Raw genomic sequence first — 25,602 nt, 5'->3', positions numbered from 1 at the left:
TGGAAGTCCCTATCTGGCGCGCTTTGCAACAGTCCGGGCTCGCTGCTTCGGACCCGCCCGGGCTGCCCCGCCCGGTCCACAAGGGCCTGCCGGTGCCCTGGGTCGCTCCCCGGACCGCGGGCTACGTCTTCTGGCTCGCCCTCGATGCGGCACGCTGCGCGCTCGCGCACAACCGGTGGCTCTGCCAGGTGTGTGGCGATGAGCTGCCCGAGGAGGCGTGGGTCCTGGCAACCCCTGAGGGCCAGGTGCTCCAAGCCGCGCTGCACGCCAAGTGCAAGGACTTGGCGCTGGAGTTCTGCCCTCACTTGTCCAGTGGCGACACCCGCGCCCTCCCGATGCTGGTCTCCCGGGACGAGCTCTCGGCCGATGGTCATCCGCTGAGGGACGCTGCCCCTTCGGACCCGTTCTTCCTCCAACAGTGGCAGGTCACGCAGTAGTTCAGTTGGCTGGCCATCAGCCTCGTGTACCTGGCGCGATCGTCACGGAGATTCGCGACGGATGAGGTTCCGTCGTGGTCCGGCAGCAGTCTTCCGGCGTCCCACTTCCCGACCACGCCGGAGCGCACAATGCCGCACCCCATCACCTTCGCTTCCCACTGCCCGGAGACCGCTGCACGGCAGGCATGGGCAGCTTCACTCTCACGGGCCGAGGAGTACGCCGCCCGCTACCTGACCACCACCTTTTCTGATCTTGAAGTCAGTCGCTCTGGCGGCCCGGCGGAACAGCCCGGCCTGACGTTCGAGCGTGCCGGCTGCGGGAGCGTGTTCGTGACCACCGACTCCGAGCGGGCCACCCTTCGCGCCCACGGCCTGCACTGGGAACTGTGGAGCGCGGCCATTTCTGCCCTGCACGGCGGTGAGCACTTCGTCCTGGTCGACGCCGATGGCAGTGATGTCGAAGAGCCCCGAGCCGCCGCGCCGGGCTCGTACACCGACACCTCAGACGAGGACTCGCTGGTCATCCGGGACGACGGCACAGCGGACGTGAGGTTCTTCGAGCTGAGCATCGACGAGATGGCCCAGGTCCTCGCCGCGCTCCGAGACGGCTTTGGCCGCCTCGGTCAGCGCCGGTGCACCCGTTGCCATCTGCCGCAGTGGCGGCACTCGGCGCGCCGCAGCGGTGAACACGTGGTCTGTGGCTCCTTCACACTGGCCTGCGCCGACTGCCTGCCGCATGGGGATGCCGAGGAGTGCGCCCAGGCCCGCACCGGGCAGCCCTGCACCCGCCAAGCCACGCGCGCACGGGCCTCCCGTCCTCAGGGCGGAGAGGACGTTCTGGCGTCCCTTCTGGGGACGTTCAACGGCTGGGACCTGGCTGCTCTCGCCCACACCGCCGTGGAGCTGTTCAGCACGCACGGCGACGTCAACGACGAACTGAGCGAAACTCAGAAGGACGTGCTGGAGCGCGCCGCCACGTTCTTCGACGAGATCAGCGAGCCCGTGTAGAACACACCCTCCGTGCCGGGCTCCGGACTGCCGGAGCAGCCAGGGCCCGCGCGGCGGAGGATGACGCTCTTGTCGACCCTGGGACGCGACGGGCCCCTGGCCGGCCTCCACCCCGGCTGTGCGGTTCCTTGCGTAGGGCGGGAACACCGCTCCCGGACCACAACCCTCGGCGCCACGAATCGGCTCTGCAGCGGGACTGTCCGCCACCGGGCCCACCATGGATCTCCGTCGGCCGGTGGAAGCCTCTCTGCCACATGGAAGGTCAAGCATGCTCCCACCGATACTGGCTGCCGCCCTGGACCGCGCCACCCCACCGCGATGAGCAGACCCGGAGATCGAGAGGCGCCCATCGCTGTTCCTGCTGAGCAGATTCCGCAGGGCTGTTACTGGTGGACCGACCCGGACGGGGCCCTGTGCCTGCTACCGGGGTGTCTAGCCCGGATCAACGACCCCGACGCCGCCTGCACCTGCAGAACCCTCGCCTCCCGCCTGACCAGGGCCGAAGAACGCCTGGCGGAAGCCGCGGAGCGGGAAAGGTATGCGAGCACCTGGTGGGCCGCGCTGCGGGCGGCGGTGGACGCGCATCCAGCGCGGGACGAGATCCTCAGCGATGCGCGACGCCGGGCCGGCCGTTGACGCGCTGTCCCGTCTGAAGCAGGCGAGAACGCCGGCAGCCGCGTGTGGGCCGTGGCGGTGCGGGCCTGCGGGCCGAAATTCGCGAGCGTGCAGGCCATCGCGGTTCCGGGACGCAGGCTCAGCCCGTCAACCCCACCCGCCAGCGCCGCACAGACAATCCGTGCGGCGCTGGCCCCGCACTGCCGGACGGGTCCTGCACCGCGTCCAGAAAGGTCCGTGCCCATGTCGGTCATCGAGACCACGATCAGCAGCACCGCCGCCTACCACCAGGCCCTGGCCACCATCCAGAAGGCATCGCGTGCCTACGCGACCGGCGAGAGCCCGCTGGACGACGCCACCTTCGACCGGCTGCGGGACCAGCTGGTCGCATGGGAGGAGACCCACCCGGAGGACGTGGCTACGAACTCCCCCTCCGGCAAGGTCGCCGACGGGGCGGTCCCTGCGGGCGAGGTCCCGCACACGGTGCCCATGCAGTCCCTGGACAAGGTGAACACGCCCGCCAAGCTGCTGGCGTGGGAGGCGTCGCTCCAGCGGCGTCTGGGCGGCCCGGTCACCGGCGGCTATGTCGTGGACGTGAAGCTGGACGGCTTCGCGGTCGCCGCGCGGTACCAGAGCGGTCGCCTGGTCAAGCTCGTCGGACGAGGCGACGGCCGTCAGGGCGAGGACTGGAGCCATGCCATCGGCACGATCACCGGCCTTCCCCAGCAGCTGGACCGGCCACTGACCTTCGAGGTCAGGGGAGAGATCCTCTTCACCCACAAGCAGTTCGAACGGGCCAAGGAAGTGCGCGCCCAGCACGGCGGGGACGCGTTCGCCAACGCCCGCAACGCCGCCGCTGGCACCATCCGGGCGAGGAACAGGGCCTACACCCTGGAGATGACGTTCTTCGCCTTCCAGGCCGTCGAGCTGCCGGGCGGCGATGTGTTCGCCCACACCTCGCACGCCGACCTGATGAAGTGGGTCGCCGACACCGGCATACAGACCACGGAGGCCACCCCGCCGAAGGCCCACGTCGTCGCGACGATGGCCGAGGTGCAGAAGCAGGTCGCGGCGATCGCTGCGATGCGTCCCAGCCTGCCGTTCGACATCGACGGCGTGGTCATCCGCGCGAACAGCCGCGCCGAGCAGACCACCGCAGGTACCGGCTCGCGGCACCCCCACCACAGCGTCGCCTACAAGCTGCCCAGTCTGGAGCGAATGACCAAGCTCCTCGACGTGGTCTGGGCCGTGGGCAAGACCGGCATCCTCGCCCCCCGGGCCGTGCTGGAGGAGGTCGAGATCGACGGCAGCATGGTCACCTCCGCCACCCTGCACAACCCTTCGGAAATCACCCGAATTGGGCTCATGAAGGGCGATACGGTCTACGTCCGGAAGGCCAACGACATCATCCCGCAGGTGGTCGGGCCGGTGACCCACCTGCGCACCGGGACCGAGGAGACGATCACCTTCCCCGCGTCCTGCCCGGTGTGCGGCGGGAAGATCAACACCGACAAGGGTCGCTGGACCTGCGATGAGACGGCGAACAATGGCGGCTCCTGCGGGCTGCCCGCTGCCCTGCTGTACGCCGCAGGACGCGAGCAGTTCGACATCGACGGTCTCGGCCCGGCGGTGATCGGCAACCTCGTCGAGGCTGGTCTGGTGCGCGATGTTGGCGACCTGTTCCACCTCACCCTGGATCAGCTCACCGAGGCGACCCGGGGCAGCGGTGAGGCGTCGAACCTGCTGGAGCAGATCACGGCGGCGAAGGGCCGCCCGCTGGAGAAGGTGCTGGCAGCGCTGGGCATCGCGGGTACCGGAGTGGAACTCTCCGAGCGGCTCGCCGCTCACTTCCGGTCGATGGACGCATTCGTCACGGCCGACGCCCAGGTGCTCATGGAGGTGGACGGCATCGGAGTCAAGAAGGCCGAGCTGATCGCCCGGCAGCTTCCCCAGGTCGCTGCGGTGGTCAAGAAGCTCGTCACGGCAGGCGTGAAGCTGGCGGCCGATCTTCAGTCCGCCCCCGTGAGCGGCCCGCTCGCAGGCAAGACGGTCGTCGTCACCGGCACGATGACGGGGCCGCTGGCTGCCTACGACCGCGTCGCGATGAACCAGCTGATCAAGGACGCGGGCGGCAAGCCCGGCCGCGACGTGACCTCCAAGACCCACCTGCTGGTCGTCGGGGAGCGGGCCGGAGGCAAGCTCGCCAAGGCCGAGAAGTACAAGATCGAGGTGATGAACGAGGAGGCGTTCGCCATCCTGGTCGCCCAGTTCACCAGCTGACCCGATCGGCCGTACATCCAGCGGAGCCCGCTCTCACTGAGGGCGGGCTCCGCGTCTCCTTCCCGCTCCGGCCCTCTGCTGCGCCGGGCGGGGCCTGACGTGCGGGCTGCCGCAGCCCCAGACGGCCACTCCTGTGCCCGTCAGCAGGCCCACGCGCACAGGAGGCTCTGGGCGTCCGCGACCGCCGACGAGACCAGGCACTCCGACCAAGAAGGACGATCATGAAGCACACGTATCTGTACCCCCTGCCGGACGATGCGCTCTTCCTGTGGAGGGCCGGCCGCCAGAGCGCCACCGACCTCTTCGGCGTCCCCGTGGACAGCCCCGACATGTGGACGAGGCTGGTCGCGCTGGACGAGCAGCTGGGGGAAGCACGTGAGACCGTCGCGCGGCTGATCGAGGACGCCGACCGCGTCTGCGTGGGGCAGCGGTACGCCATTCCTGGGTCCCTCCACCCCCAGATCGCCGACATCGAAGAAGACGTCCATGCCTCCACCCGAACGGTGACCGGCCTTCTCTGGGACGCACCGCTCCTGGACCCGTCTCTGCGCGCCGTGGTGGTCACCGCGCTCGGGCTGCCGGATGCCGGAGTGCCCGGGCGAGATCCCGCCGCAGCCATCACCCGGTTCCTCAGGCCCATGAGCACCAGCGACTCATCCCGTTCTGGATGTGACCGGCTGTCGCCGCACTGCCCTCCGGCCTACGACCGGCGAAGCGCTCTGCCCCTGAACAGCTCTCGCTGCTGCTGCCCCCTCGGTGGACCGAGGGGGCAGCAGCAGGCACCTGCGATCAGAAGCGTTCTCACCTGCACGCTGTCCGGCTGTTACGCCGATCTCCCCAGCCCTTGAGCCCTCCCGATGCCATCGCACCGGCAATCCTCGCCAACCATCGCTATTCATCACATCTGCTCATAAGTTCAGCACTTCTCTCTTGAGCAGCCATTCGCCGCCGGTTGCCCGAGGCCTACGAGCACGTCCAGACCCGACCAACCGCTTCCACGAGGAATCACACGATGAGCATCGCTGCACGCACCCGGTACACCGGGGGCACCCGGACCGCTGGGTGCCTCCGGCTGCTCACTCTCCCGTTCCGGACGGCCTACCGGCTGTTCCGCCCGAGCCGCCAGGACCGGATATCGGACCCGGCCATCACGGCCGCGCAGGTCGCGCGGACGGCTGTCGGCGGAGCGGCCACACTGTGGCTGATCCGGTCCTACCCCCTCCAGGAGTCGGCGGCCGATGTCGCGGCGGACCAGGTGCTCGAGTTGTTCCTCAGCGCTGGTGTCCTGCTCGTCGCGGGCCCCATCGCTCTGGCCTGCTTCGTGCTGTCCGCGCGGCCGTCCGTGCGCGCCGTCTACTGTCGGCGTCTTGCCGGGCCGGCCGCGGGGTTCGCTGCGCTGCTCGGGTCGGCAGTCGGGCTGTGGTTCCTGCTCCTGGGCGGCGCTGTGCAGGTGACCCAGGCGCTCGGCGGCATGCCGATCATCGGCGCGCTCGTCTCCACGGCGGGCGTACTGTTCGGCGTTCCCTTCGGCGCCGCGGCTGTGGTGCTGAGCGTGCACTACACCTTCCGCGTCGGTGACGTCTCCGAGGTCCTGCCGCCCCTGCTGTCGCCCGTGCTGGTGTGGTCCCTGTTCGTCGTCCAGGCCTTGGACGGCCCGCCGGTGGCTGCCCCTCCGGCGGTCCATGCACTGTTCGTGGCCGGCCCGCCGGTGTCCGTCACGTTGCTGTCGGTGTGGGAGCTCCAGCGCCTGCGGGCGCGGCACCACCTGACGATCCGCCGGGCCCTGGGGCGGAGCACCCCATTCTCCTGCTGAGGAACAGCGGCCGCGGGGGCGCCGAGGCTTCAGGCGGGAGCGGGCTGTCCACCGGCGAGTGGGGCGAAAGAGACGGCCGGTAGGGCACGAGGGCAGCGGGATTCGCGCGCATGCGGCGATCGGGCGGGGTCCGCCACACAGTCAGGGCGTCAACACGCAGGTCAGGAGCTTCTCCGCCTGCTCCCTCCCCATTACGCCCAGGGACTTCACGATGGCCGCGATCCCCCAGCCGCCCACCAGGCAGTGCACCCGATACAACAAGGACGGCTCACGCTGTGCCGGGAAGACCTCGATGGCTGACGGCTGGTGCCGGTCCTGCGACGGGTTCGGCCGCCCGCAAGCTGCCCAGCCGAAGGCACAGCCCGACCTGCGGCAGGAGACACGCTGGCGGGAGGCCAGTGCGCGTCCGCTCGAGTCCGACGAGGCGTACGAGGTCGGCGTCTCCAACGCGGCCCTCAACCACTTCATCACCGCGCACGGAGGGGATCGCCGGGCGGCAGAGGCGCAGATACGCTCGCTGCTCGAAGATCTACTCGCCGCCGACGCCCGCCCGGCGCTGCGGCATCCCGAGACCGGCCGGTGGCGGCTCCGTACCCAGCGGGACAAGTTCTCGGTCACCCTCAGCAGAGACGCCTCCGTCGTCACCGGTTACAAGGCCCGTCACGTGGATCGGACCTACGCCCAGATCAAGGCTGGCGTCCCCAGCCGGGTGGCGTCTCCTCACCGTCGCGAGAGGAAGAAGTGGTTCCTGGCCTTGCAGACTGAGCTGCCCTTCGGCATGGGCGTGATGACCGCGCGGCTCTTCGCGCGCCTGGAGCTCGGGTTCGAGATGACCGAGAACAACGCCGCCGAGGTGATCGAGCAGGTGCAGGATTACATGGCCCGGGCGGGTATCTCGCTGCCCACCCAGGAAGGCGAGTCCCGCGTCACCGACTCGGCGGGGCTGGAGTGGACCTTCGAGGTGCTTCCGGAGCAGCGCCCATACCTCGTGCACATCTCATGGGGCACCGAGGGGTAGCGGCGGGCGGCCGCGCCCTGAGCCGTGCCGCGAAGGACTGGGACCCGGCGCCCCGGCGCCGGGTTAGAGCTATACGGAGCCGGTCTCGGGCTGGTTCTCCAGCGCCACAGCGGCGTCCCGGAGGTCGACTGGTAGCTCCCCGTCGCACCAGTACTGCGTGCCAGTCATCCGTCCGTTGCCCCGGGTGATGCGCCAGATCGGCAGGGCGTCACAGAATCCACTCGGGTCACGGACACGGTCGAAGACCGACCCGCAGATCTCGTGACCGGGAAAGCCGGCCCGCTCCGGAGGCAGCGGCCAGCCCGAGGGGCACAGCGACAGCCTCATCGTGTACCGCTTCCGCTTGAATCCGGGGACGACAGCCCCCTTCCACTCCAAGGTGGTCACATCCAGCGGGGTGCGGAGCGCGGGCTGCAGCCGGTAGACCCCGCCCTCCGTAACGACTCGGCGCTCCTCGACGAGAACCCGGGCGGCAGTTTGGATGACATCTGCTGTGACGTCCTCGCCCGTTGCGTGATCGACGCGTTCACGGAAGTACGGGTCGGCCTTGATCTCGGCCAGCGCCGCGCCGTCTAGGTGTTCGGTCAGCCAGCGGCACAGCAGCCAGGCTGCGTGTCGGACGACCTCTGGTTGGTCGCGAGCGGCATACCGGGTGATCGCTGTGGTCATGAGCGAACGGTAGAGGTCCGGGGAGCCACCGGCCGTACGCCGGCGCTAGAGCTCCCGAGCCGGGCCTGTCCTGGGCGGTGTCCGGTCTTCCGGTCAGAGTGCACTGCTGCGGACACGCGTTGACGGCACCCGGCCGGATGCCGACATGCCGTCTGCCGCAGCAGCTTGCTCCGGACGTAGAGAGGGACCCGTATGGCTACGCATGTCACCGAGCCGCTTGACCAGGAGGAGCGGGCATGCCGGTGGGGCGTTGAACCGCACGTGCCCATCGACCTGTCGCCGACCCGGATCTTCCTCTTTCTGCTCAAGGTGGGGCTCGTCTACGGAGCGGCCTGTTGGGCGTGGGAGTACGCCCGGCGCAGTGGGCTCGCCGAGACGGTTCACCAGCCTGTGGTCGCGTACCTGCGGTCGAACAGCACGGGGCTGCCGATGGCGGCCGGTGACCTCGTCGACTGGTGGATGGGCTTGGGTGCCGGGGCCTTCCTGACGAGCGCTCTCCTGCGGTCATGGCCCGCGCGTCTGCTCTGGTGCTGCTGGGGTGTCTGGTCGATAGCGATGGTCTCGGCCGGCACTCCGCAGGATGCCCGCTCGGTGGCCGTGGGTGTGGCCACGCTGGCCTGGGCGGCCGTCTCCGTCATCGCGCTGCGCGGCCGCGGCTAGGACGTTGCTCCGGGCGCGGGGCTTGGACATCCAAGTCCCGCGCTCATCCCGGATCCGTGAGTCGCTTCAGTCGCTGAGCATCTTCCGGCTCGTGGATGGCATGGGCTCGCCCATCAGCCATGCGTAGGCGCCCTCTACCGCGTTCGGGGAGTGCGCGAACCGGTCGCCGGGCTGGAAGTGACGGTCGGCCAGTGCTCCCCAGCCTCCGGCGTGCGCGGCCGCGGCCTGGAAGGCGCGGGCCACACTGCCGGCGACTTCGACGTACAGGTCGGCCTCGGGCGTGACCCACTGGCCGACGATGGCCATCACCTCCTGCATCGCCTGCTCGTCGAGGCGCCGGTCCTTGTCCGCCAGGTCCACGCCCAGGCCCCAGATGAGGCTGCGCATGGCCTGGGTCTCCCAGGTGTCATCTCCTCCGGCGTACAGACGGCTGCTCTGGCGCCGCTCGGACCGTTCGTACTCCTGGTCAGCGTGCTGTCGGGCGAGGCGGTAGAGCGCCACGAGCAAGGAAGCCGTCGCCCTGGTGCCGGCCGCGGTGAGCGCGTCGCGCAGTCGCTCGAGGTCCTCCTGCGGAACCGGTACGACGGTGCGCAGCGGGCCCCGTTCGGCATCCAGGGCGCCAAGGCTCTGAGGTTCCCCTCCGTTGCTCTGCAGGAGGGTGTTGATGTAGGTGGCGGGTCCGACCGCGAACCAGCCGACGTCCTGGTTGTCGACGACTCGGAACGGGTACTCCTTCGCCTCCTCCAGTTCACCGTCGAGAGGATGAAGCTCGGTCAGGCTGGGGTGGGCTTCAGTGGTCAGCGCGTCGGGCTTTCCCTGTTGTACGGCCACGATCTGCTGTCCCGTCTCCTGGGGCAGGGCCTGGACGGAGACGTGCCGCTCGGTGATCCGTGGGTGCTTGTTCACGAGGGCGGTCAGGATCGCGGTGCTGGCGTCTCGGAGGAAGGCGTGCAGCGTGTCGGCGCTCCAGCGTCGGCGGGCGGAGACCCGCGCAAGGAGCATCGCTGGCGTGTGGCCGGCCAGCGGAGGCATGCCCGTTTCGCGCGTCGGCCGCGGGCCGTACACCTCGGCCCTGGCTCGGTACCAGCCGTCGTGGGAGATCAGGTAATCGCAGGCGTCGGCGATCAGTTGCGCCGCGTCAAGACCGGCCTGGCCACGCGGCAGCATGGCCACCACCATCAGCGGAGCCGTGAACAGCTCCCCGCTGTCCGCCTGCCCCAGCGGGTCGGGTGCCATCGGCACACCGGCGGGGGGCCGCCGGCCGGCGTCGGGCACGGTCCACTGCTCCAGCGCGGCCGCGGCCTCGCCGTACGTACGCCCCGATGCCGCCATCACCGCGCGGATCTTCAACTTGCGGGTGCGGTCCTTCGTCATGCTCAGCTCCGTGCCGCGGCGCTTCCCACGCATACGCCGCACTGGAGTTCTGTGCAGGACGGCATCGACCAGGAGCACGCGATTCCTCGAACCTTGCTCCGCCCTTCGGAGACCGGGCGTGGGCCGCCTCTCCTGGGAGCTCCGGCGTACGTGCACGCCGCTCCGGGAGGCTACCGCACTGCTGGCGTCGGGGAGCGGCCCGAACGACGAAAGGGCGCCCTCTTCAAGAGGGCGCCCTTGTCACAGAGGTACAGCGTCGGAAACGCGAGGTCACCGTAGCGGGGCGGTGTGCGGTCCGGTCAGCTGAGGAGCAGGAGGAACCCGGTGATCACTGACACTCCGCCGAGGAGCAGGACCAGGGGCGATCCGGCCACGGCGCCGTATCCTGCCGCGCCGAGGCCGCAGAGTGTAGCGATCACGGCGATGGTGACGGTGAGGGGGCCGGTCCCGGCTTTCAGGCGCCGGATCTCGGTTGCCATCTCGTCGGTCTCGTCGCGGTAGAGCCGGTAGGCCTCGCTGTCCTTGTCGTAGGAACGGACCATCTCGGATCGGCGTTCGATCTCGTGGCGCAGGGCGGAGATCCGTCGTTGTCGCCAGCCGACCAGCCTCAGCAGCCCTAAGCCGACAAGGGCTGTCAGAGCGATGGCGGCTTGCCCGGCGTCGTGCATCGATTCCAAGGTGGTCCCCCAAGTGGACGGGTCAGCGCAGTGCTTGCGCGTGCGTTCGTGCGCGTTGTAGGTGCCCGGTGAGTTCCCGAGCTGTGGTGGTCGCCTGTGAGAGAGCTCCCGTGGCGGTGTCCGCGCGCGGCCCTGCGTGGGCGTGCAGGGCCGCGCCGAGAAGCTCGGTGACAGCAGGCAGAGCAGCAGCGATCCGCCCGAGCTCATGCGCGCTGGTCACCGCGAGGCGGGTGTGCTGCCATCCGGCTGTTCCGCTGGTCAGTTCGCGGACCAGACGCTCGAGAGCGTCCGCCGACTGGCGCAGGTGGATGGTGGGATTGTGGGTTGTCATACCGGCATCCTGCCGATCCCGGCGCTTGCGTGGTGGTCACTGACGCGATCTCTTGATCTCCTCCTCGATGTCCTGGAATCGGTATGCGGTGGGCTTGTTCGGGCGGTCGGTGAGTCGCACGGTCGGGATCGTGAGCGCTGCCTTCTTCAGCTCGGCCTGCAGGGTGCGGCCCACCATGGCCAGCCGGTCGGTCCGGTCATCCCAGCGTCCCCACGTGGCGACGTCGGCGGCCCGCAGGTGGCCGTGGAGTTCGTCGACGGTCATCTGCGCAGGCCATCCCTCGCTTTCGAAGGCGTCCAGCAGCAGCTGGGCGATGCGGGGGACGGGCCTGCGGGTCGCCTCGCCTGTCGTGACGGCGTTCAGCGAGGGGAGCCCGACGTTGAGGCGCTCCTTGGCCCGCAGGAGTGCCGTGCCGGCGTCGAGGTGGGGGCAGTAGCGGAGGATCGGAGCCCGGTGCCTGGGAGTCAGGCAGTAGAAGCGTCCCGCGTCGGCGATGTCCCACTCCCCCGGACTGGGCACCAGGAGGTGCGGCAGCCAGCCTGCGGAGATCGCGCTCCTGTCCCCGACGACGATCGGCACGTCGTCCATGCGGCAGGGCAGCATCACGCGGATGCCGAAGGAGTCAGCGACGGCATCGCCCATGATGTCGCTGGTCGCGTCCTGGGTGCAGATCACCAGGGTGATCCGGGCCTTCCGGCCGATCCTGATGAGGGCGAGGGCGTGCTCCTTGGCCTTCTTCGACAGCTTGGAGTACTCGTCGAGGAAGGCGATCAGGGCGGGCTCTTCGTCGGTGACGACCCAGTTGTCCTCGCCTTCGTCGAGGGCGGCGATACGGTTCTCGGCGTAGCGGACCAGGTCGGCCAGCGCGGCCTCGATCTCCTCCTCGGTATAGGCGGTCCGGTCCGCCAGGCCCCGGAGGGGTCCGAGTCCGCGGCCAGTCGGGTCGAGGTCCCAGACCACGGCGTCGGAGCAGGCGGTGGCGTACTCGGCGAGGGTGCGGACCATCGCTGACTTGCCGCCGCCGGACTTGGCCACGATAAGGACGTGCTGGCCGGCGAGGATGACGTCCGTGGGCTCGCCGTCGATGCTGATGCCGATGGAGACGGGCTTGAGGATCGAGCACGACAACGGGTTCCGCAGCGGGAAGGCCGGCGGGTTGGCGAACGGGTCTTCGGTAAGGACCCGGACCATCACCTCTGCGCTGTCGTTGGGGTTGTATCCCCCCTGGGCCATGGTGCGGCCCTGCCCGACGCGCAGCGCAACGTCGAGTTTCGGCAGCAGGCGGACGATGTCCGCCGGGGTACCGGAGTTGAGAACGGCAATGGCCTGCCAGCCGTATGCGAGGCGTGAAGCGTCCGTGACCTGTGCGATATCGGCATCGACAGAAAGAGCGCGGAAAAGGCAGTCCTCGACCTGTTCCGCATTCTCGGCCTGCCGAATCGGGAACGGCTTTCCTTCGTCCTCGGCAGCCGGTACCTCTGCAGGATCGATTTCCCCGGGAAGTTCTGCGTAAGGAAACAGCAGGCGCGGCAGCGCGGGGGCCAGCGTCGTGCGGACGCGTCCCTGTGCCCACAGGACGGTGGCGGTGGCCGCCGCCAGGACGAGATCCGTGACCACGACCGGGCCGGTGAACAGCGTGAGCCCGAGACCGTCCACCACGGTGAGACCCACGGCCGTGGCGTGAAAGCGGCGGGCGCGCCGTCGGCGTATCTGCCCGCGCCCCACCGTGACGGCTACGGGTGTCGGCATGGCGGGCTCGAACTCCACCATCTCGGCCTTCGCTTGGAACTTGGCCCACTTCTCGATCGCGTTCGCGGTGGCCGGCGTGGGCCCCGGGCCGCGGCCTTGCAGCATCAGCTGCATCTGGCGCTTGTTGTGCGCTTCCAGGCGGCTGATCTGAGCCCGGGCGAGGCCGGTCTTCTTCCGCTGGGCCGTCTGCCACAGGCGGTACTGGGTGTTGAGGAGGTCACGGGCGACGTGCGCGTCGGTGAGGTCCTCGGTGGTTCGCCAGCGCCTGAACTCACCGGCCGTGTGGCGGGCGCCCGTGGCGAGCACCTTGGCCTCGCGGGCGGTCAGCCGTCGAGCCAGGTGCAGCAGCATGCGGACGTACGGAGTGGTGTCCGGGTCCTCGTCGTCCTGGATGGCGCCCGGGCCGGGATGGTCATCTTCAAGGAGTTCGGCGTCGACTATCTCGTTTTCGTCAGCGGGGCGGGTCATCGTGGTTTTCTGCCGTTCTCGGTGATTCAGGTGGGGGTGTACCTGCGGCCCTGTCTGACCCGTTTCAGCAGGTCAGAGCCCGTTCTAGGGCCTGTCTGGCACCTGGCCGGGTGCAGGTGCCAGACAGGCCGATTCCAGGCCCCAGACAGGTCCTTGGAGCTCAGGCCGAGTTGAGGAGGAGGTCTCCGACCGTGTTGCCGCTCGTGGTGATCAGGCCGATGGCACTGCCGATCAGGCCGCCGCCGAGCCCGAGGAACACGCCGGTGAGTGCGCCTCGGACAAGGGAGCCGGTGACGTCTGCACGGCCCGACTTGATCAGTCCGGCGTAGAAGCAGACGAGGACGATGCCTGTGACGACACCGCCGAGGCCGACCTTCTCGGCGCCGGTGGCTGCCGGCTTCTGGCCGGTCACGTCGATCTCGGCCGCTCCCGCGAGGACGTACGACCCGACCCCGTCACCGAGGGCTGCTGCGGCTCCGCCCATGGCGCCGAGGATTCCGCCGCCGAGGAACAGCAGGACGCCGATGGTCAGGCCGAGGAAGTAGTGAATCTTGGGGGTGGGGTCGCCGCCCTTCCACCGGCCCACCTGGTAGGCCAGCAGGGCGATGCCGATGATGACGGTGCCGGTCCCGCCGAGTGCTGCTCCGGTGGTGTTCATGCTGGTCAGACTCCGAATAGGTAATGAAGGGCGGGACGGTGGTAGCCGATGACGAGGGCGATGAGGAGGAACCAGAGAGTGCTGGTGGCGGCTACGCGTAGCAGGTAGCCGAGACCCGGTGTTCTCCATGCGAGCCGGACGATTCCGCCCAGGGTGGTCTTCGCGAGGATCAGGCCGATGACCAGGGCGGGAAGGGCCCGGCCGAGGAGGTACCAGGGGTCGTCGTCCATCGCGGTGGTGACGCCGGCGATGAGCAAGGCGGGGACGTTGAGCGGTAGCCGCATCCACTGGAAGTTCAGCGGGATGTGGGTCTTCCAGCCCCATGCGGTGGCTCGCTGCCGGACGGCGATTTCGGTAGCGGTGCGAGCTTCGGTGTAGACGTCGGCCAGCTCGTCGCGTGTCTCGTCGTAGGCGCGCATCACTCCGTCGCCGACGGAGCGCCAGTTGGTCCCCCGCTCGTCTTCCGGCGCGTTTTTGCTGGTCACAGGCACACCCCGCAGGCGATCAGCCGTTGGCGGATGTGCTCTTCGTTGGGGTCCCAGACGCCGAGGTCGGGAACGACCGTCAGGTGGCGCTGCTGGGAAAGTGCGCTGAGCGGGGAGGGCCGGGAGGGAGTGGGTTCCGAACGGCGGGCCGCTCGAGGCAGTGGGATACGGATGGGCATGGGTGCGTGCCTCCAAGCGGTAAGGAGGGAGCGGGTCTGGGGAGCCTGTTGGCACAACTAGACCCACTGGCGGCGGCAGGTAGTGGGGGGCCCGGGGGCCGGGCGAAGCGCCAAGGCGTGCCGGTGGGCGGCGAACGCGGGGCGCTGGATGAGGTGGCGGCCGAGGCGGCTCACTTCATCCGTGATCGTACATACGTTCGGAGGAGTGAGCAGGGGTGGCTACTCCCCTTCGGCCGGTTCGGGGTCGGGGAGCCGGCCGGTCTCCTGGAGCAGTTCCTTGGCCCGCTTCCAGGAGCAGTTGATGGCGTTGGCTACGTAGTTCGGGCTGAGGGTGGGCTGGTCGGGGTCGAGCGCCTCAACCGCCGCGATCAGTTCCTCGCGGGTGCGTCGGCCCCCCGACTTGCCTTTGACGGCGTCGGGTGTCGGCCCCGATCGGGGAGTCTGCTCGGCGTCTTCCGTCGGGGCCGACGCGGGTGCAGTCGGGGTGCCCGACGTGGCGTCGGGGGTGGCCGGCACGTCGGTGCGGGCCGATCGGGTGCCGTCGCTTGCGGCGTTGATCGGGTGGCGGGCCGAGCTGGTCGGCCGACGCAGTTCCAGCGGATCGGGGTTGCCAGCGGGCTGCGTCGGGGGCGACGGCTCCTCCCCCCGATCGGTTTCGTTTCCGCTGGTGAGACCGCTGATCGGGGTCTGATCGGGGTGCCCGATCGGTACGTCGTCGGGGGTGGCATTCGGGTCGGGGCGGGCGTGGTCGGGTTCGGGCATCGGGGCCGACGCAGCAAAGCTGGGCAGCGGCGTCGGCCCGATCATCGGGTCAGCGTCGGGGTCGGGTGTCGGCCCGATGATCGGGGTGAGATCGGGGGTGGGGTCGGGCGTCGGGGCCGACGCAGCGAAGTCGGGGTTCGGCGTCGCCCCGGTCGTCGGGGCGGCGTCGGGGTCGGGCGTCGGCCCGATCATCGGGCGGGGATCGGTTCGGCCCGATGATCGGGTTTGGGCGTCGGCCCCGATGATCGGGCCGGCCGGTTGGGGGGCGTGATCGGGGTGCCGAGTCGGGGGCAGTGAATCGTCGTCGGGGTGGACGCCTGTCGGGGTGCCCGATCGGGGGCGTGCGGTTGCGAGGTGGAGAGGCACCGCGGCTTCGCCCTCGATGAGCGCCTCCGTGAGCGCGTGCAGTCCGACGTGATCCCCGAGGCTCATTCCGTCTGGCGGCTGGATCGCCCCGTACCGGACGGCAGTGATGAGGGTGGTGCGGGCGCGCCACTCGGACCAGCGGGTGGAAGGGCCACGGCGCCGGCGCGGGTTGCGGCGGTTGGCCCGGCTTCCGGTGACACTGCCGTGCCGCCGGCGCTTGGCGTTGGCGATGTGCCGGGCGACCTTCGCGAGGCGGAAGTCGCGGTCCAGGGCGCCGAGGTCGGCGGTGTGCGGAGCGGCCAGCCCGAGGCGCACGAGGAGCCGCCGCAGGGTGATGAGCGAGTGAACCTTCTCGACGCCGGTCGCACGCCGTTCCGGAGCGAGGCCACGTTCCCAGAGGAAGCCCGCGATGACGGGTGCTGCCAGACGTGCCAGCACCGCAACGAAGACTTCGCCTGCGCTCAGACCGTTGTGGTCGGCGACGGCCACTTCGATCGAGGCGAGGATCGCGGAGACGGTGACCGCGACCCACATGGCGATCCCGTCGGCTCCAGAGGGTTCGCCGGCCAGGATGTTCGCCCGGGCCCGGATCCCGGAGATGATGATGGTGCCCTCGACCATTCCAACCGCGATGAGTGCGCCGAGGTTGACCCAGTCGGTGGGAACTCCGGCGAGTTTCACGCTGTTCTGGGCGATCGGCCACATTCCGAGGAGCGCGGCGAAGGTGGCGATGCTGGCGAAGATATAGGTGCCGATATCGGCTACTCGCCTCGCCCGGTGAACGCGAAGAGTCCTTTCTCGCTCTTCGCGTTTTCTGCGCTGGTCCTCGCTTTCGTCGAGGGGGCCAGGGGTGTTGGTCTTGTCGCGGGTGAGGACTTTGGAGATGCCGATGACCGCACCGAGTCCGAGGATGACGACCGCCACAAGAACCACGGGGGACGTGGCGAGGCTGGTCAGGTTGATGCCGGACACCGGCGTGCTCCTTTACTGGTGTGCGTGGGGTGTGCTCATGGGGCCGGAGCGGTGTCCGCCGCCGGGTCGGGGATCCAGGGGTGGGTCACCCGGTTCGGGCAGGGGCCCCAGTGCTGGCGGTGGTTGTCGAGGTCGCCGTGGTCTTCGGTGCAGTGGGCGTTCGTGCACGGCACGGCGACCACTCCGCGCCCTTCACAGTCCGGGCAGTGGGTGGCGAGGGCGGCGCGGTACATCTCCATGCGCAGCCGGCCGACCGAGGCCCACGCCGTCGCCTCCGGGAAGTCGCCGTTCGTGATGGAGTCGAGCGCGAGGGAGTGCGCTCGGCGAGCGAGGTCGAGCAGGCGGTCTGGAGTGTGTTCGCCGCCATGGGTGGTCATCGGTGGTCATCTCCTTGGGGCGGGGCCATCAAGGCCCCGCCCCTTGTCGGGTGTTCAGGTGCGCTTGCCTCGCCTGCTGGGCTCGTCGAGCTTGCGCAGGACGCCGATGCGGCTGGCGGCCTTGGAGGCTTCACTGCGGACGGCAGCGGTTCGGGTGGTGGTGATGTTGGCGGAGGACCGTCGGGGGCCCGGGTTGAAGTACCGGTCCCAATCCATCAGCCGCGCCTCCAGCCACGGAGCCCACGACGGCCCGGGTCCGGCTCGCGGCGCCCGGTCTCCCGGCCACGCTCGGACGCCTCCCAGCGGGCACCCGCGTCGGAGGCTGCCCTTGCGTTCCTCGGTGCTCGGCCGCGGAAGGTGCTGCCGCCGGAGGATCCGTGTCGGCCCGGGTCGGAGAAGCTGAAGTTCAGCGGAGCCATCACGCGCCCCTTCCGGTGAGGCGGCCGGTCTGCCGCTCCGCCGCTTCGGCGGCCTGGCGCGCCTCGTCCGCGCGCCGCTTCTGCTCGGCGTACGTCATCGGCGGCCACCGCCCTTCACGCGGAAGGCGCAGGTCTCGCCGAGGACGCAAGCGGCGCAGACCTTGGCGGCCGCCATCTTGTCGGCGGACTTCGGAGTGCCGCTCCCGCCGAGCCGCTCGAACAAGTCGACCCTGCTGGCGCAGGCCGCGCGTCCTGCGTCGGAACGCGGGACCGTGCGGACGGCCTTGAGGGTGCGACGGCTCAGAGTCGTGATCGGATCGGCGGCCATCAGGCGCCACCGAGGCCCAGACCGAGACCGATGCGGTCCCTTCGGCGGCTGAACTCGGCCCGGCGGATCTCAGCGGCGCGGCGCTGCTCGGCACGGGTGAGGAGCCTGGGCTTCTCGTCGTCGGGGTGGGCCGGGTGTTCGAAGGCGGCGTACCGGTCGCCTTCGGTGGCCGTAGAGTGCTGCATGTTCCGTGCTCCTCGCTGACTGAGGTGTGCGGACGGTCCCCGGGGTCTGCTCCCGGGGCTGGAGGGCCCTTCGTCCAGCGCTGCAATCGCTGGGGGCGGAGGGCCCTTTGTGTGCCCTGAACGGGCGCAGCTCCCGCACATCCGTGGTGGCATGCGCGGGACTGAATCCGTTCAGTTCAGCGGCCCGCCGATGAGCGGGCCGTTCGTATGCGCTCTGTGCAGTTCGGAAGCAACGTGGCTCTGAGGCCCGGCAGTTGATCTCTGCCGTCATGGAACGTAGCGCAGAAACTAACGACGTCGCAACACGACATCGTTAGTTTCTAACGCTGTCGTGAGATTTGCAGGGTGACGCGATACGCTGCGACGATGCGCGCCATGACAATGGAGCCGCCGACGATGCCCACCTACGAGCGGGAGCTCGCCGTCGGCCGCCTACGCGGAGAGTGGGGAGACGTTCTGGCGCTGTCCTGCAACGACACCCTCACCGGCCCCAGACCTCAGCTCGTCTCCCGCCACAACAGGCCCGCTGCAGTGATCGTTTCGACCGGCTGGTACGGACAAGCGCGCAACGCTCTGGGCGCTGCGCCGGAGGTCCAGCTCTTCAGCTCGGACAACGCTCGGACCGAACTGACGCGCATCCTCACGGACGTGGCAGAGCACGGCCATCACATCGTGATCAAGGTGGACCGGTACGAGGTCGTTGCCTTCGTGCCCGTCTCCTGGCATCAGCTCGCCGTGCAAGCACTCGTCCACACGAGCACCACCTCCGAGGACTGATACGCCGGCTGCCGCCCGGCCCCCGAGCCGCCAGGCGGAGCACCAGCGCACAGCAGCTTCCGGGGGCGCCTTCGCCAGTCCGGGTCCGCCTCCTCGAAAACGCCGCGACCGGCCGACGGCGCGGTGGAAGATGTCCGGTGGCAGCAGCCACTTCCCGGGCTGCGCCGCGTGGAGGGGGAACGGACCATGCCACTGGACCTGAGCCGCGTAGGAACCGGGCGCAGCGAACCGCTTCTGCGGCCCCGGGACATCTACGCCGCACTGCCTCGCCGGCCGTGGCCGTACCTGCGGCATGAGCAGGGCGAGGTACTGGAGAAGTGGTTCGGGCGACGCGAACGCCGCGACGTGGTGATCAAGCAGAACACCGGCGGCGGGAAGACGGCGGTCGGGCTGCTGATCGCGCGTAGCACCCTCAACGAGGGAGTAGGAGCCGCGGTCTACCTCGCGCCGGACCGCTATCTCGCCGCGCAGGTCCGGGCAGAGGCCGAGTCGATGGGGCTGGCCGTCACCGACCGCGTCGACGACCTGGCGTTCCGGGCCGGGCAGTCCATCTTGGTGACCACCTTCCAGAAGCTGGTCAACGGGCAGTCGGTGTTCGGCGTGGTCGGTGACAGCCGGGAGAAGCTGGACGTCGGCATCGTCATCGTGGACGACGCGCACGCTGCGCTGACCACGACGGAGGCGCAGTTCCGTCTCACCGTGCCCGCCGGCCATGCCGCGTACGAGGCGCTGAGTGCTCTGTTCGCCTCCGAGCTCCAGGCGCAGTCCCCCAAGGGCTGGGCGGACATCCGGGCGTACGACCACACCGCCTCGGTGCCCGTGCCGTTCTGGTCGTGGATCGGCCAGCAGCAACGGATCATGGACATCCTCCACCCGCACGCCGGGGAGGAGGGCTTTAAGTTCACCTGGCCGCTGATCGCGGATGTGCTGCACCTGTGCTCGGCGACCGTGACGAGCCAGGAGATCCAGGTCAGTCCCCCGTGTCCGCCGATCGCGATGATCCCCGCGTTCGCGGGAGCGCGTCGGCGCGTCTACCTCACGGCCACGCTCGCGGACGACAGCGTGCTCGTCACCGACCTCGACGCCGGACCGAAGGACGTGCAGCAGCCGGTGACTCCGGGTAGCGCGGCGGACCTCGGCGACCGGATGATTCTCGCGCCCATCGCCCTGAACCCTCAGCTCGACGAGGAAGCCGTCCGCCAGCTGGCCCGGCAGTTCGCCGACGGTGACCGGGACGGCGACGGCACGGCAGAAGCGCAACCGGTCAACGTGGTGGTCCTGGTTCCCAGTACCCGGGCGGCCGCGCCGTGGCGGTCGTACGCGGACGTGGTCGTGCACGCCGGAGAGCTGCCGAGCACTGTGCGCGCTCTCAAGGGCGGGCGGGTCGGACTCGTCGTCATGGTGAACAAGTACGACGGCGTCGACCTCCCCCGGGAAGCCTGCGAACTGCTGATCCTCGACGGCGTACCGCGCCCGATGGACCCGACCGAACGCCGGGAGGCCGCGCTCCTGTCGGGCAGCCCCACCTTGCTGGCCCGGCAGATCCAGCGCATCGAGCAGGGCATGGGACGCGGCGTACGCGACAGCGAGGACCACTGCGCTGTACTGCTCCTGGGCAGCCAACTCGCCGTCGCTCTGCACGACCCGAGGCAGCGGGCCCTGTTCTCACCGGCGACCCGCGCCCAGATCGACCTGAGCAGCAGCCTCGCCGAGCAGCTCACCGGCAAGGGGCTGGACGGAATCCGGGAAGCGATCGGCCTGTGCCTGAGCCGGGACCCGCAGTGGCGGGCACTGAGCCGTGAAGCACTCGCTGCCGTCCACTACGCCCCCACCGGTACCGTCCGGGACGAAGCCATCGGCGTACGCGAGGCGTTCAACCTCGCGGCGACCGGCCGCTACATCGACGCGAGTGACCGGCTGCAGAAGGCCATCGGCATGGTCAGCGACCGCGCGGTACGAGGCTGGCTGATCGAACAGCGTGCCGCGTACCTGCACCACGTCGAACCCGCGGCCGCGCAGAAGCTGCTCTCCAAGGCCCTGGACGACAACCCGTTCGTCCTCCGCCCCGCCGGCGGAGTCACCCCCGCCCAGCTCCGCCCCGCGGCTGTACAGGCGGAGGCAGCGGCAGCGTTCCTGTCCGAGACGTACGCCGACGGCACCGCGCTGCTCCTGGGCGTGCAGGCGCTGCTTGAGGAAGTGGTGTGGGGAGACCCGGAGCGTTCTGACGACGCCGAGCGCGCGTGGGAAGCCCTGGGGCGCCATCTGGGATTCGCCAGCTCCCGCCCGGAGAAGATGTACGACACCGGGCCGGACAACCTGTGGGTACTCGGCGGCGGCCGGCACGCGGTGATCGAGCTGAAGACGGGTTGTGTCGCCGAGACGATCGATAAGCACGACCTGGACCAGCTGGGCGGAAGCGTCCGCTGGGACAAGCAGGCGTACCCCGAGGTCACCCAGCAGCTCCCCGTGATCGTCCACCCCAGTCGCACGCCGCACTTCCAGGCGATCACCGTCGAAGGGATGCGGGTCGTCACCCTGGAGCGGTGGGAAGCGTTGGCGACCGCGGTGCGCAGCTGGGCAGAGGCACTCACGCACGGCCAGCACCGCTGGGGTAACCCGCACGCTGTCGCCGAGCAGTTGGCCCACCACAAGCTGACCGCTGGGGCCCTGTTCTCGACGTTCGCTCAGGCGCCTGGCGCCGCAACTTCCTGAGGGCTCGCCGGGTCGCGGGCCCGCCGCGCGGCCGCGTAGGACCGCGCGGCGGGCGGACACGAGGGGCTTCGGTGCTCCGGGAGGAACGCCACGCCGGGCAGGTCAACGGTTCTCACCTGCTGGGGCCGGGGTTCCACCCGATGTCCGGCTCCGTGGTGCTGCCCAGTACCGCGGTGAGGTGGCTGATGCTGGTGAACGCGACACCCGGGTCGGCGGTGAAGGCGGCCGGGTCGATGTTGCGGGTGACGAAGATCGGGACGAGCTTCCAGTCCTGTGGAGTGTCCACTCCGCATGCCCGCGCTGCTGCCTCCGTATGGGCGGAGAGGACCTGGGCCTTCGCCAGGAGCTTCTTGCGGTAGCGGACGAACCGGTCGAGATGCTGGGCGACGCTGTGGCTGCTGATCGCCCTGTGAGGGTTCTTCGCCTCGACCACCCAGAGCCGTCCCCGGGCCGGATCGGCGACCAGCAGGTCAATCTCACCCGGCAGTCCGGGGATGCCGGCGCGTGCTGCCGGTCCGACATCGAAGCGGGGCCGATGCGGCAGGCCGGCACGCGCTGCCGCATCGGCCAGGTCCGTCTCGAGCTGGTTGTTCTGCTGCTGGCGGTAACGGTCCAGAAGGTCGGCCACCTTCGGCGGTGTGTCGGGCCGGGGCAGTCGGCTGTCGCTCAAGGAAGCGGCGTAGAGCTGCTGAGCGGTGTGGACGAGCCAGGGCGCGATCAGGATGCCGTTGGCATGAGCGATCAGAGGGTGGGTCGTGGGCCGGATTCGCCGTTCGACCTCGGCGTAGGCATGTGCGTGCGTCGCGGTGGCGTTGCCGCTGTGGAGGAGGAGCTGGTCGACGGCGGCCAGGATTTGGCCTTCTGGCAACTGGGACCAGGCGGCGGCCTCGCGGGCTATGTCCTCCCTGCTGGTCGCGGCAATACCGTCAGCCTCGACGGGCCAGTCAGAGGCGGTGGCGAGGACGGCGGCCAGGGCGTCGAGCCCGCAGCCCCACTGCGTGGTCAGCTCCCGGTCGGCGCGGGCGAGGGTGCTGCTGGCCGGCGGATTGAGACTCGTGAACTCGGTCGGAGTGCGAAGGGCGCGCCGGGCCGCGAACAGCTCCTGCGCGGTGATGGGTTGCGGGTCGGAGGACCGGGCGCGGGCGAGCCACGCCTGTTCCTGTGCCTGGCGGAAGGCGAGCGTGTCAAAGCCGAGGTGCCCAGCCTCGGTGGCCTCAGCCGGGTTCATCTTGGCCGCGGCGGTGGGGATCTCGAAGGTGAAGACGCCTGTGGTGTCGACAGTGAGCTTTACGGAGTGCAGTTTCCGGCTTGCTGGGACGGCCACCAGCGCGGTGCGCAGGAGAAGCTCGGTGAAGGCGACGAGATCAGCGACGGCGATGAGGTCGGCAGCCTGATCGCCTGCGGGCGGTGTGGCGAGGGCCTGTTGAAGGAGGACCTGGAGGGCGGTGGTGATTGCGGCGCCATCGGTCTCCCGTCGGCGCGCCTCCTCTTCCCAGGTGCTCCCCTCAGCGCGGACGATTCCAGGAATGGCCTCCTGCTGGCCGCGGCTCCGTGCGGAGAGGGCAGCGTTGAGGTGTCGGGTCAGGGTCGGGACCAAGGCCGGACGGTAGGCACGGAGATGTCTGTCGAGTGCGCCCTCCAGGGCATGCAACAGCTGCTCGGCCGGGCCTCCCCGGCGCAACGCTTCGGCCCCGGTGAACGTGCCTGCCAGTACACCTGCGTCCCGCACGGCTTCAGCGGCCATGCGCAGTGCCCGAGCTCGGACATGCGGTGTGCTCGGCAGGTAGTGGGCCGGCGCGGCAGGTGGAGCGAACGGGTCGTTGCCGTACCAGGTGATCACCGGGACGGCTGTGTCCCAAGCTGTGCTGAACGCGTCGGCTGCCAGACCACTGTCAGCGCCGTGGGAGGTGCGGATCCGGCTGATGGTCTGGTGCAGGATCCGGCCGAGGATGTGGTGACCGTCCTCGGCGAACCGCTCCAGAAGGGCGGGGTCGAGCACCAGGTCGATTCGGGCGGCCTGTTCGTCCACGCCGACTCTTACAGCCAGCGCGTCGGCTGGGACGTCCGTGGGGCGGCCCGCAGGCGGATCGTGAGGGGCGATGGTCTCGGTGAGGTGCAAGGTAACAGGTCGACGTTCAGGCAAGGTGAAGTGGCGTGTGAGGTCGGCGTGGCCGGCGAGGGTGCCGCGGATCCCGTCGGCGAGGCCCGTGAACGCGGTCTCGTCAAGCAGCGCACCTGGCTCGGGATTGATGGTGGTGACGATGATCAGCGGCGGGTGACTGCTGACGCAGACTCGCACCCTTCGACCTGGAGGGTTCTGTGCCAGGTCAGCCCACCGTCCTTCGCCCTGCTGCGCCACTATCAGGCGAGAGCCCTCCCAGTCGACCGCCTGTGGGAGCCCGGCCGAGTCCAGGAGTGTGTCCGTCGTGGCCCACAGCGCAGCGCGCTCCCACGACACGTCCCGGCCGTACGGTTCCACCAGGGCCACGCCCTCTTGTGACGGGCCAGGAGGCAGGAGAGTCGCCTGGGCGTGCCAAGTACTCCAGGCGTCCAGCACGTCGTAGTACGCGACGGCGTCCGCCCCAGGGTGCTGGGTGAGCTCCAGGACCCACAACGCAACCAGGGCCAGGTCGCCACTGGCCGCAGCGAAGATCTCGGTGAGCTCCTCCACGTGGACGTAGACCGTGTCGGTGACCACCTCCCGGCCAAGGAAGCGCGGCCCCGCATAGACGACCAGCCGGCCCGTCCCGGACGGTGCCCTCAAGAGCTCGGCGCGCGCCTTCTCTACGAGTACCGCCAGATCGTCAGCGAGGCTGGCGACGACGGCGATCTCCAGGCGGTGCGACGGTGAGCTGATCCGGCATACCTCGTCGGGCTGGGTGGGTGCCTCCCGAAGGCCGAGGAGTCGTGCGACGCGTGTGACGGCGCGAAGGCGCAGGAACGACTGGGCATCATCCGGAATCGGGTGCCCCTGCAGCAGATCACCTGCTGCCGCGGCCGCAGCCTCCAGGGCAGTCGAGGCAGGAACCGGTTCTGCACGGCCGTCCACGCTCCTCACAAGCAGAGTCGGACCGAGCAGGGGGAGACCGGGTGCGTAGGCGAGAGGCAGCTCGGTAATGTCGCGGGTCAGGTAGGCGAGCGCAGCTGATGTCCGGTCCGGCTCCTTCATGGGGTCAGCTCCGGTCACATGGTCGGTCCCGATCTCGCCCGCAGCGGTCACCTCGGCGGCCGTGACCTCGCACGTGATCTGCTCGGGTACCAATTCCAGGTCAGTCGCCGGAGGCCACGTCGGCGACAGGTGCCTGACGGTGTGGTCAGTGTGACGCAGCGAGAGTTCAAGGACGTCCTGGATACCGAATCCGCGCACGCCCACCAAGTGCCCATCCGCGGCATCGGCGGTGTCACGGAGTGCCCGTAGAACCATGAGCGGATGGTCGAGCTCGCCAGGGTGAATCAGGTAGGACCTCTCCCCAAGCGTGAACCTCACCGCATCCGCCGGGTCGTTGGGTATCCAGCCGGTGGTGATGCCGCGCGCGGGGCCCGCTCGCAGAGCGGCATGGAGAACGCCAGGGAGGTCACCAGCGCCCGCCTGCTGCTCTTCCGCAGCGGGGCTGGTCAAGGCCCGGGTCCAAGCGAACAGCAGATGCTCATGCAGTCGGGCGCATCCCGGCGAGTCCAACGCGGCACGCAGCAGCGTCAGCACCGAGTCACGGGAGTACTGCCCCAGAGCCTGGTCCAGGAGCTGGGCGTCCTCGTGTGGCATCGATCGCCCTTCTCTCCGTAAGAGTTCGGGTCTCAGCCTGCCAGGCGGGCGGCGCCCTCGCCGGACTCTCTCTGCAGATCGCTCCCGCGCACACGGCCAGGGCAACCACAGAGGCTCGCCGCCCTGCCGGGACGGGCGGCAGCAGACCGCTGCAACTTCGTCCACCGGCTTCGTCTGCGCAGGGGCTCAAACGAGCCTGGGGGGCGGGGGCGGCCGCCTGGGCCCCTGTATGAGCCCGTCTGACCCTATGCAAAAGAGCAGGTCAGAGCGTTTTCCCTATCCTCAGAGTGGCTGAAGGGGCTGAACTTCCAGGTTATGAAGGAACTTGCGGGCAGGCGTATGCGCGCCCGCGCGTAAGTGCTGAAGGGTCTGGTGTACGGACATAGATGCGCGCGCGGGCGCGCGCAGACATACATGCCCGCGCGCGTACGTGAGATGCTCCGGAGCGTGATAACTGGGAAGTTCAGCCCCTTCAGCCACTGCTAGAGGAGTTAGAGGCAGTTTGACCTGCACAAATGCC

The 25,602-nt window shown here is 69.5% G+C and carries 23 protein-coding genes; 9 read left to right on the top strand and 14 right to left on the bottom strand.

The features are described 5' to 3' along the window. Positions 1-23: 23 nt before the first annotated feature. From ACIP93_RS31455 to ACIP93_RS31430, 6 genes are all read left to right on the top strand, one after another. Entirely contained in the window at positions 24-437 is a 414-nt protein-coding gene (locus ACIP93_RS31455; protein ID WP_401764329.1) for a hypothetical protein, read from the top strand. Positions 438-767: 330 nt separating this feature from the next. Next, positions 768-1,445 carry a hypothetical protein gene (locus ACIP93_RS31450; RefSeq protein ID WP_401764327.1) on the top strand — a complete coding sequence of 226 codons (678 nt, stop codon included), beginning with the start codon at positions 768-770 and terminating at the stop codon, positions 1,443-1,445. A gap of 858 nt (positions 1,446-2,303) precedes the next feature. Further along, positions 2,304-4,340: an NAD-dependent DNA ligase LigA gene (gene ligA / locus ACIP93_RS31445; RefSeq protein WP_401764324.1), complete on the top strand. Its 2,037-nt coding sequence runs from the start codon at positions 2,304-2,306 to the stop codon at positions 4,338-4,340. A gap of 221 nt (positions 4,341-4,561) precedes the next feature. Beyond that, complete coding sequence (locus ACIP93_RS31440) at positions 4,562-5,188, top strand: hypothetical protein (protein ID WP_401764321.1); 627 nt, start codon at positions 4,562-4,564, stop codon at positions 5,186-5,188. 164 nt (positions 5,189-5,352) lie between these two features. Continuing rightward, entirely contained in the window at positions 5,353-6,153 is an 801-nt protein-coding gene (locus ACIP93_RS31435; protein ID WP_401764319.1) for a hypothetical protein, read from the top strand. A 211-nt stretch (positions 6,154-6,364) separates the two neighbouring features. After that, positions 6,365-7,171 carry a hypothetical protein gene (locus tag ACIP93_RS31430; protein ID WP_401764316.1) on the top strand — a complete coding sequence of 269 codons (807 nt, stop codon included), beginning with the start codon at positions 6,365-6,367 and terminating at the stop codon, positions 7,169-7,171. Positions 7,172-7,240: 69 nt separating this feature from the next. Here ACIP93_RS31430 and ACIP93_RS31425 read toward each other — a convergent pair whose 3' ends face one another. Beyond that, the gene (locus ACIP93_RS31425; protein ID WP_401764314.1) at positions 7,241-7,840 is read right to left on the bottom strand and encodes a hypothetical protein; all 600 of its coding nucleotides are present in this window, start codon (positions 7,838-7,840) and stop codon (positions 7,241-7,243) included. A gap of 192 nt (positions 7,841-8,032) precedes the next feature. On the opposite strand from ACIP93_RS31425, the gene ACIP93_RS31420 reads away from it, so the two are divergent. After that, positions 8,033-8,500 carry a hypothetical protein gene (locus tag ACIP93_RS31420; RefSeq protein WP_401764311.1) on the top strand — a complete coding sequence of 156 codons (468 nt, stop codon included), beginning with the start codon at positions 8,033-8,035 and terminating at the stop codon, positions 8,498-8,500. A 66-nt stretch (positions 8,501-8,566) separates the two neighbouring features. On the opposite strand, the gene ACIP93_RS31415 is transcribed toward ACIP93_RS31420, so the two are convergent. The 12 genes from ACIP93_RS31415 to ACIP93_RS31360 form a co-directional block, all read right to left on the bottom strand. Next, positions 8,567-9,874 (bottom strand): hypothetical protein, encoded by a 1,308-nt coding sequence (locus tag ACIP93_RS31415; RefSeq protein ID WP_401764308.1) that lies wholly within the window; start codon positions 9,872-9,874, stop codon positions 8,567-8,569. 299 nt (positions 9,875-10,173) lie between these two features. Continuing rightward, entirely contained in the window at positions 10,174-10,542 is a 369-nt protein-coding gene (locus ACIP93_RS31410) for a hypothetical protein (RefSeq protein ID WP_401764306.1), read from the bottom strand. A 31-nt stretch (positions 10,543-10,573) separates the two neighbouring features. After that, the gene (locus ACIP93_RS31405; protein ID WP_401764304.1) at positions 10,574-10,882 is read right to left on the bottom strand and encodes a hypothetical protein; all 309 of its coding nucleotides are present in this window, start codon (positions 10,880-10,882) and stop codon (positions 10,574-10,576) included. 36 nt (positions 10,883-10,918) lie between these two features. After that, complete coding sequence (locus ACIP93_RS31400; protein ID WP_401764302.1) at positions 10,919-13,099, bottom strand: hypothetical protein; 2,181 nt, start codon at positions 13,097-13,099, stop codon at positions 10,919-10,921. 160 nt (positions 13,100-13,259) lie between these two features. After that, the gene (locus tag ACIP93_RS31395) at positions 13,260-13,757 is read right to left on the bottom strand and encodes a hypothetical protein (protein WP_325745227.1); all 498 of its coding nucleotides are present in this window, start codon (positions 13,755-13,757) and stop codon (positions 13,260-13,262) included. A 5-nt stretch (positions 13,758-13,762) separates the two neighbouring features. Further along, positions 13,763-14,242: a hypothetical protein gene (locus ACIP93_RS31390; protein WP_401764300.1), complete on the bottom strand. Its 480-nt coding sequence runs from the start codon at positions 14,240-14,242 to the stop codon at positions 13,763-13,765. Then, entirely contained in the window at positions 14,239-14,421 is a 183-nt protein-coding gene (locus tag ACIP93_RS31385; protein ID WP_401764298.1) for a hypothetical protein, read from the bottom strand. Before ACIP93_RS31385 ends, ACIP93_RS31390 begins: the two co-directional genes overlap by 4 nt. A 219-nt stretch (positions 14,422-14,640) precedes the next feature. After that, a complete protein-coding gene (locus tag ACIP93_RS31380) occupies positions 14,641-16,521 on the bottom strand; it encodes a hypothetical protein (RefSeq protein WP_401764296.1) in 1,881 nt (626 codons plus the stop codon). A 35-nt stretch (positions 16,522-16,556) separates the two neighbouring features. Further along, positions 16,557-16,898, bottom strand: a complete 342-nt coding sequence (locus tag ACIP93_RS31375; RefSeq protein ID WP_325750540.1) for a hypothetical protein — start codon at positions 16,896-16,898, stop codon at positions 16,557-16,559. Positions 16,899-16,952: 54 nt separating this feature from the next. Further along, complete coding sequence (locus ACIP93_RS31370; protein WP_325750541.1) at positions 16,953-17,114, bottom strand: hypothetical protein; 162 nt, start codon at positions 17,112-17,114, stop codon at positions 16,953-16,955. A 297-nt stretch (positions 17,115-17,411) separates the two neighbouring features. Continuing rightward, complete coding sequence (locus ACIP93_RS31365; RefSeq protein ID WP_325750542.1) at positions 17,412-17,645, bottom strand: hypothetical protein; 234 nt, start codon at positions 17,643-17,645, stop codon at positions 17,412-17,414. Further along, positions 17,645-17,830: a hypothetical protein gene (locus ACIP93_RS31360; protein ID WP_325750543.1), complete on the bottom strand. Its 186-nt coding sequence runs from the start codon at positions 17,828-17,830 to the stop codon at positions 17,645-17,647. Before ACIP93_RS31360 ends, ACIP93_RS31365 begins: the two co-directional genes overlap by 1 nt. Before the next feature lie 366 nt (positions 17,831-18,196). Between ACIP93_RS31360 and ACIP93_RS31355 the strand changes: the two genes are divergently transcribed. Further along, the gene (locus tag ACIP93_RS31355) at positions 18,197-18,607 is read left to right on the top strand and encodes a hypothetical protein (RefSeq protein ID WP_401764291.1); all 411 of its coding nucleotides are present in this window, start codon (positions 18,197-18,199) and stop codon (positions 18,605-18,607) included. A gap of 186 nt (positions 18,608-18,793) precedes the next feature. After that, positions 18,794-21,319, top strand: a complete 2,526-nt coding sequence (locus ACIP93_RS31350) for a DEAD/DEAH box helicase (protein ID WP_401764289.1) — start codon at positions 18,794-18,796, stop codon at positions 21,317-21,319. Between the two features lie 112 nt (positions 21,320-21,431). Here ACIP93_RS31350 and ACIP93_RS31345 read toward each other — a convergent pair whose 3' ends face one another. Then, positions 21,432-25,082 carry a hypothetical protein gene (locus ACIP93_RS31345; RefSeq protein ID WP_401764286.1) on the bottom strand — a complete coding sequence of 1,217 codons (3,651 nt, stop codon included), beginning with the start codon at positions 25,080-25,082 and terminating at the stop codon, positions 21,432-21,434. Between the last annotated feature and the right edge of the window lie 520 nt (positions 25,083-25,602).

This window comes from Streptomyces sp. NPDC088745, from assembly GCF_044751045.1.
Lineage (GTDB): Bacteria > Actinomycetota > Actinomycetes > Streptomycetales > Streptomycetaceae > Streptomyces > Streptomyces cremeus.
Note: the sequence above shows the minus strand (reverse complement) of the source record. Positions and strands in the feature narration are given on the sequence as shown.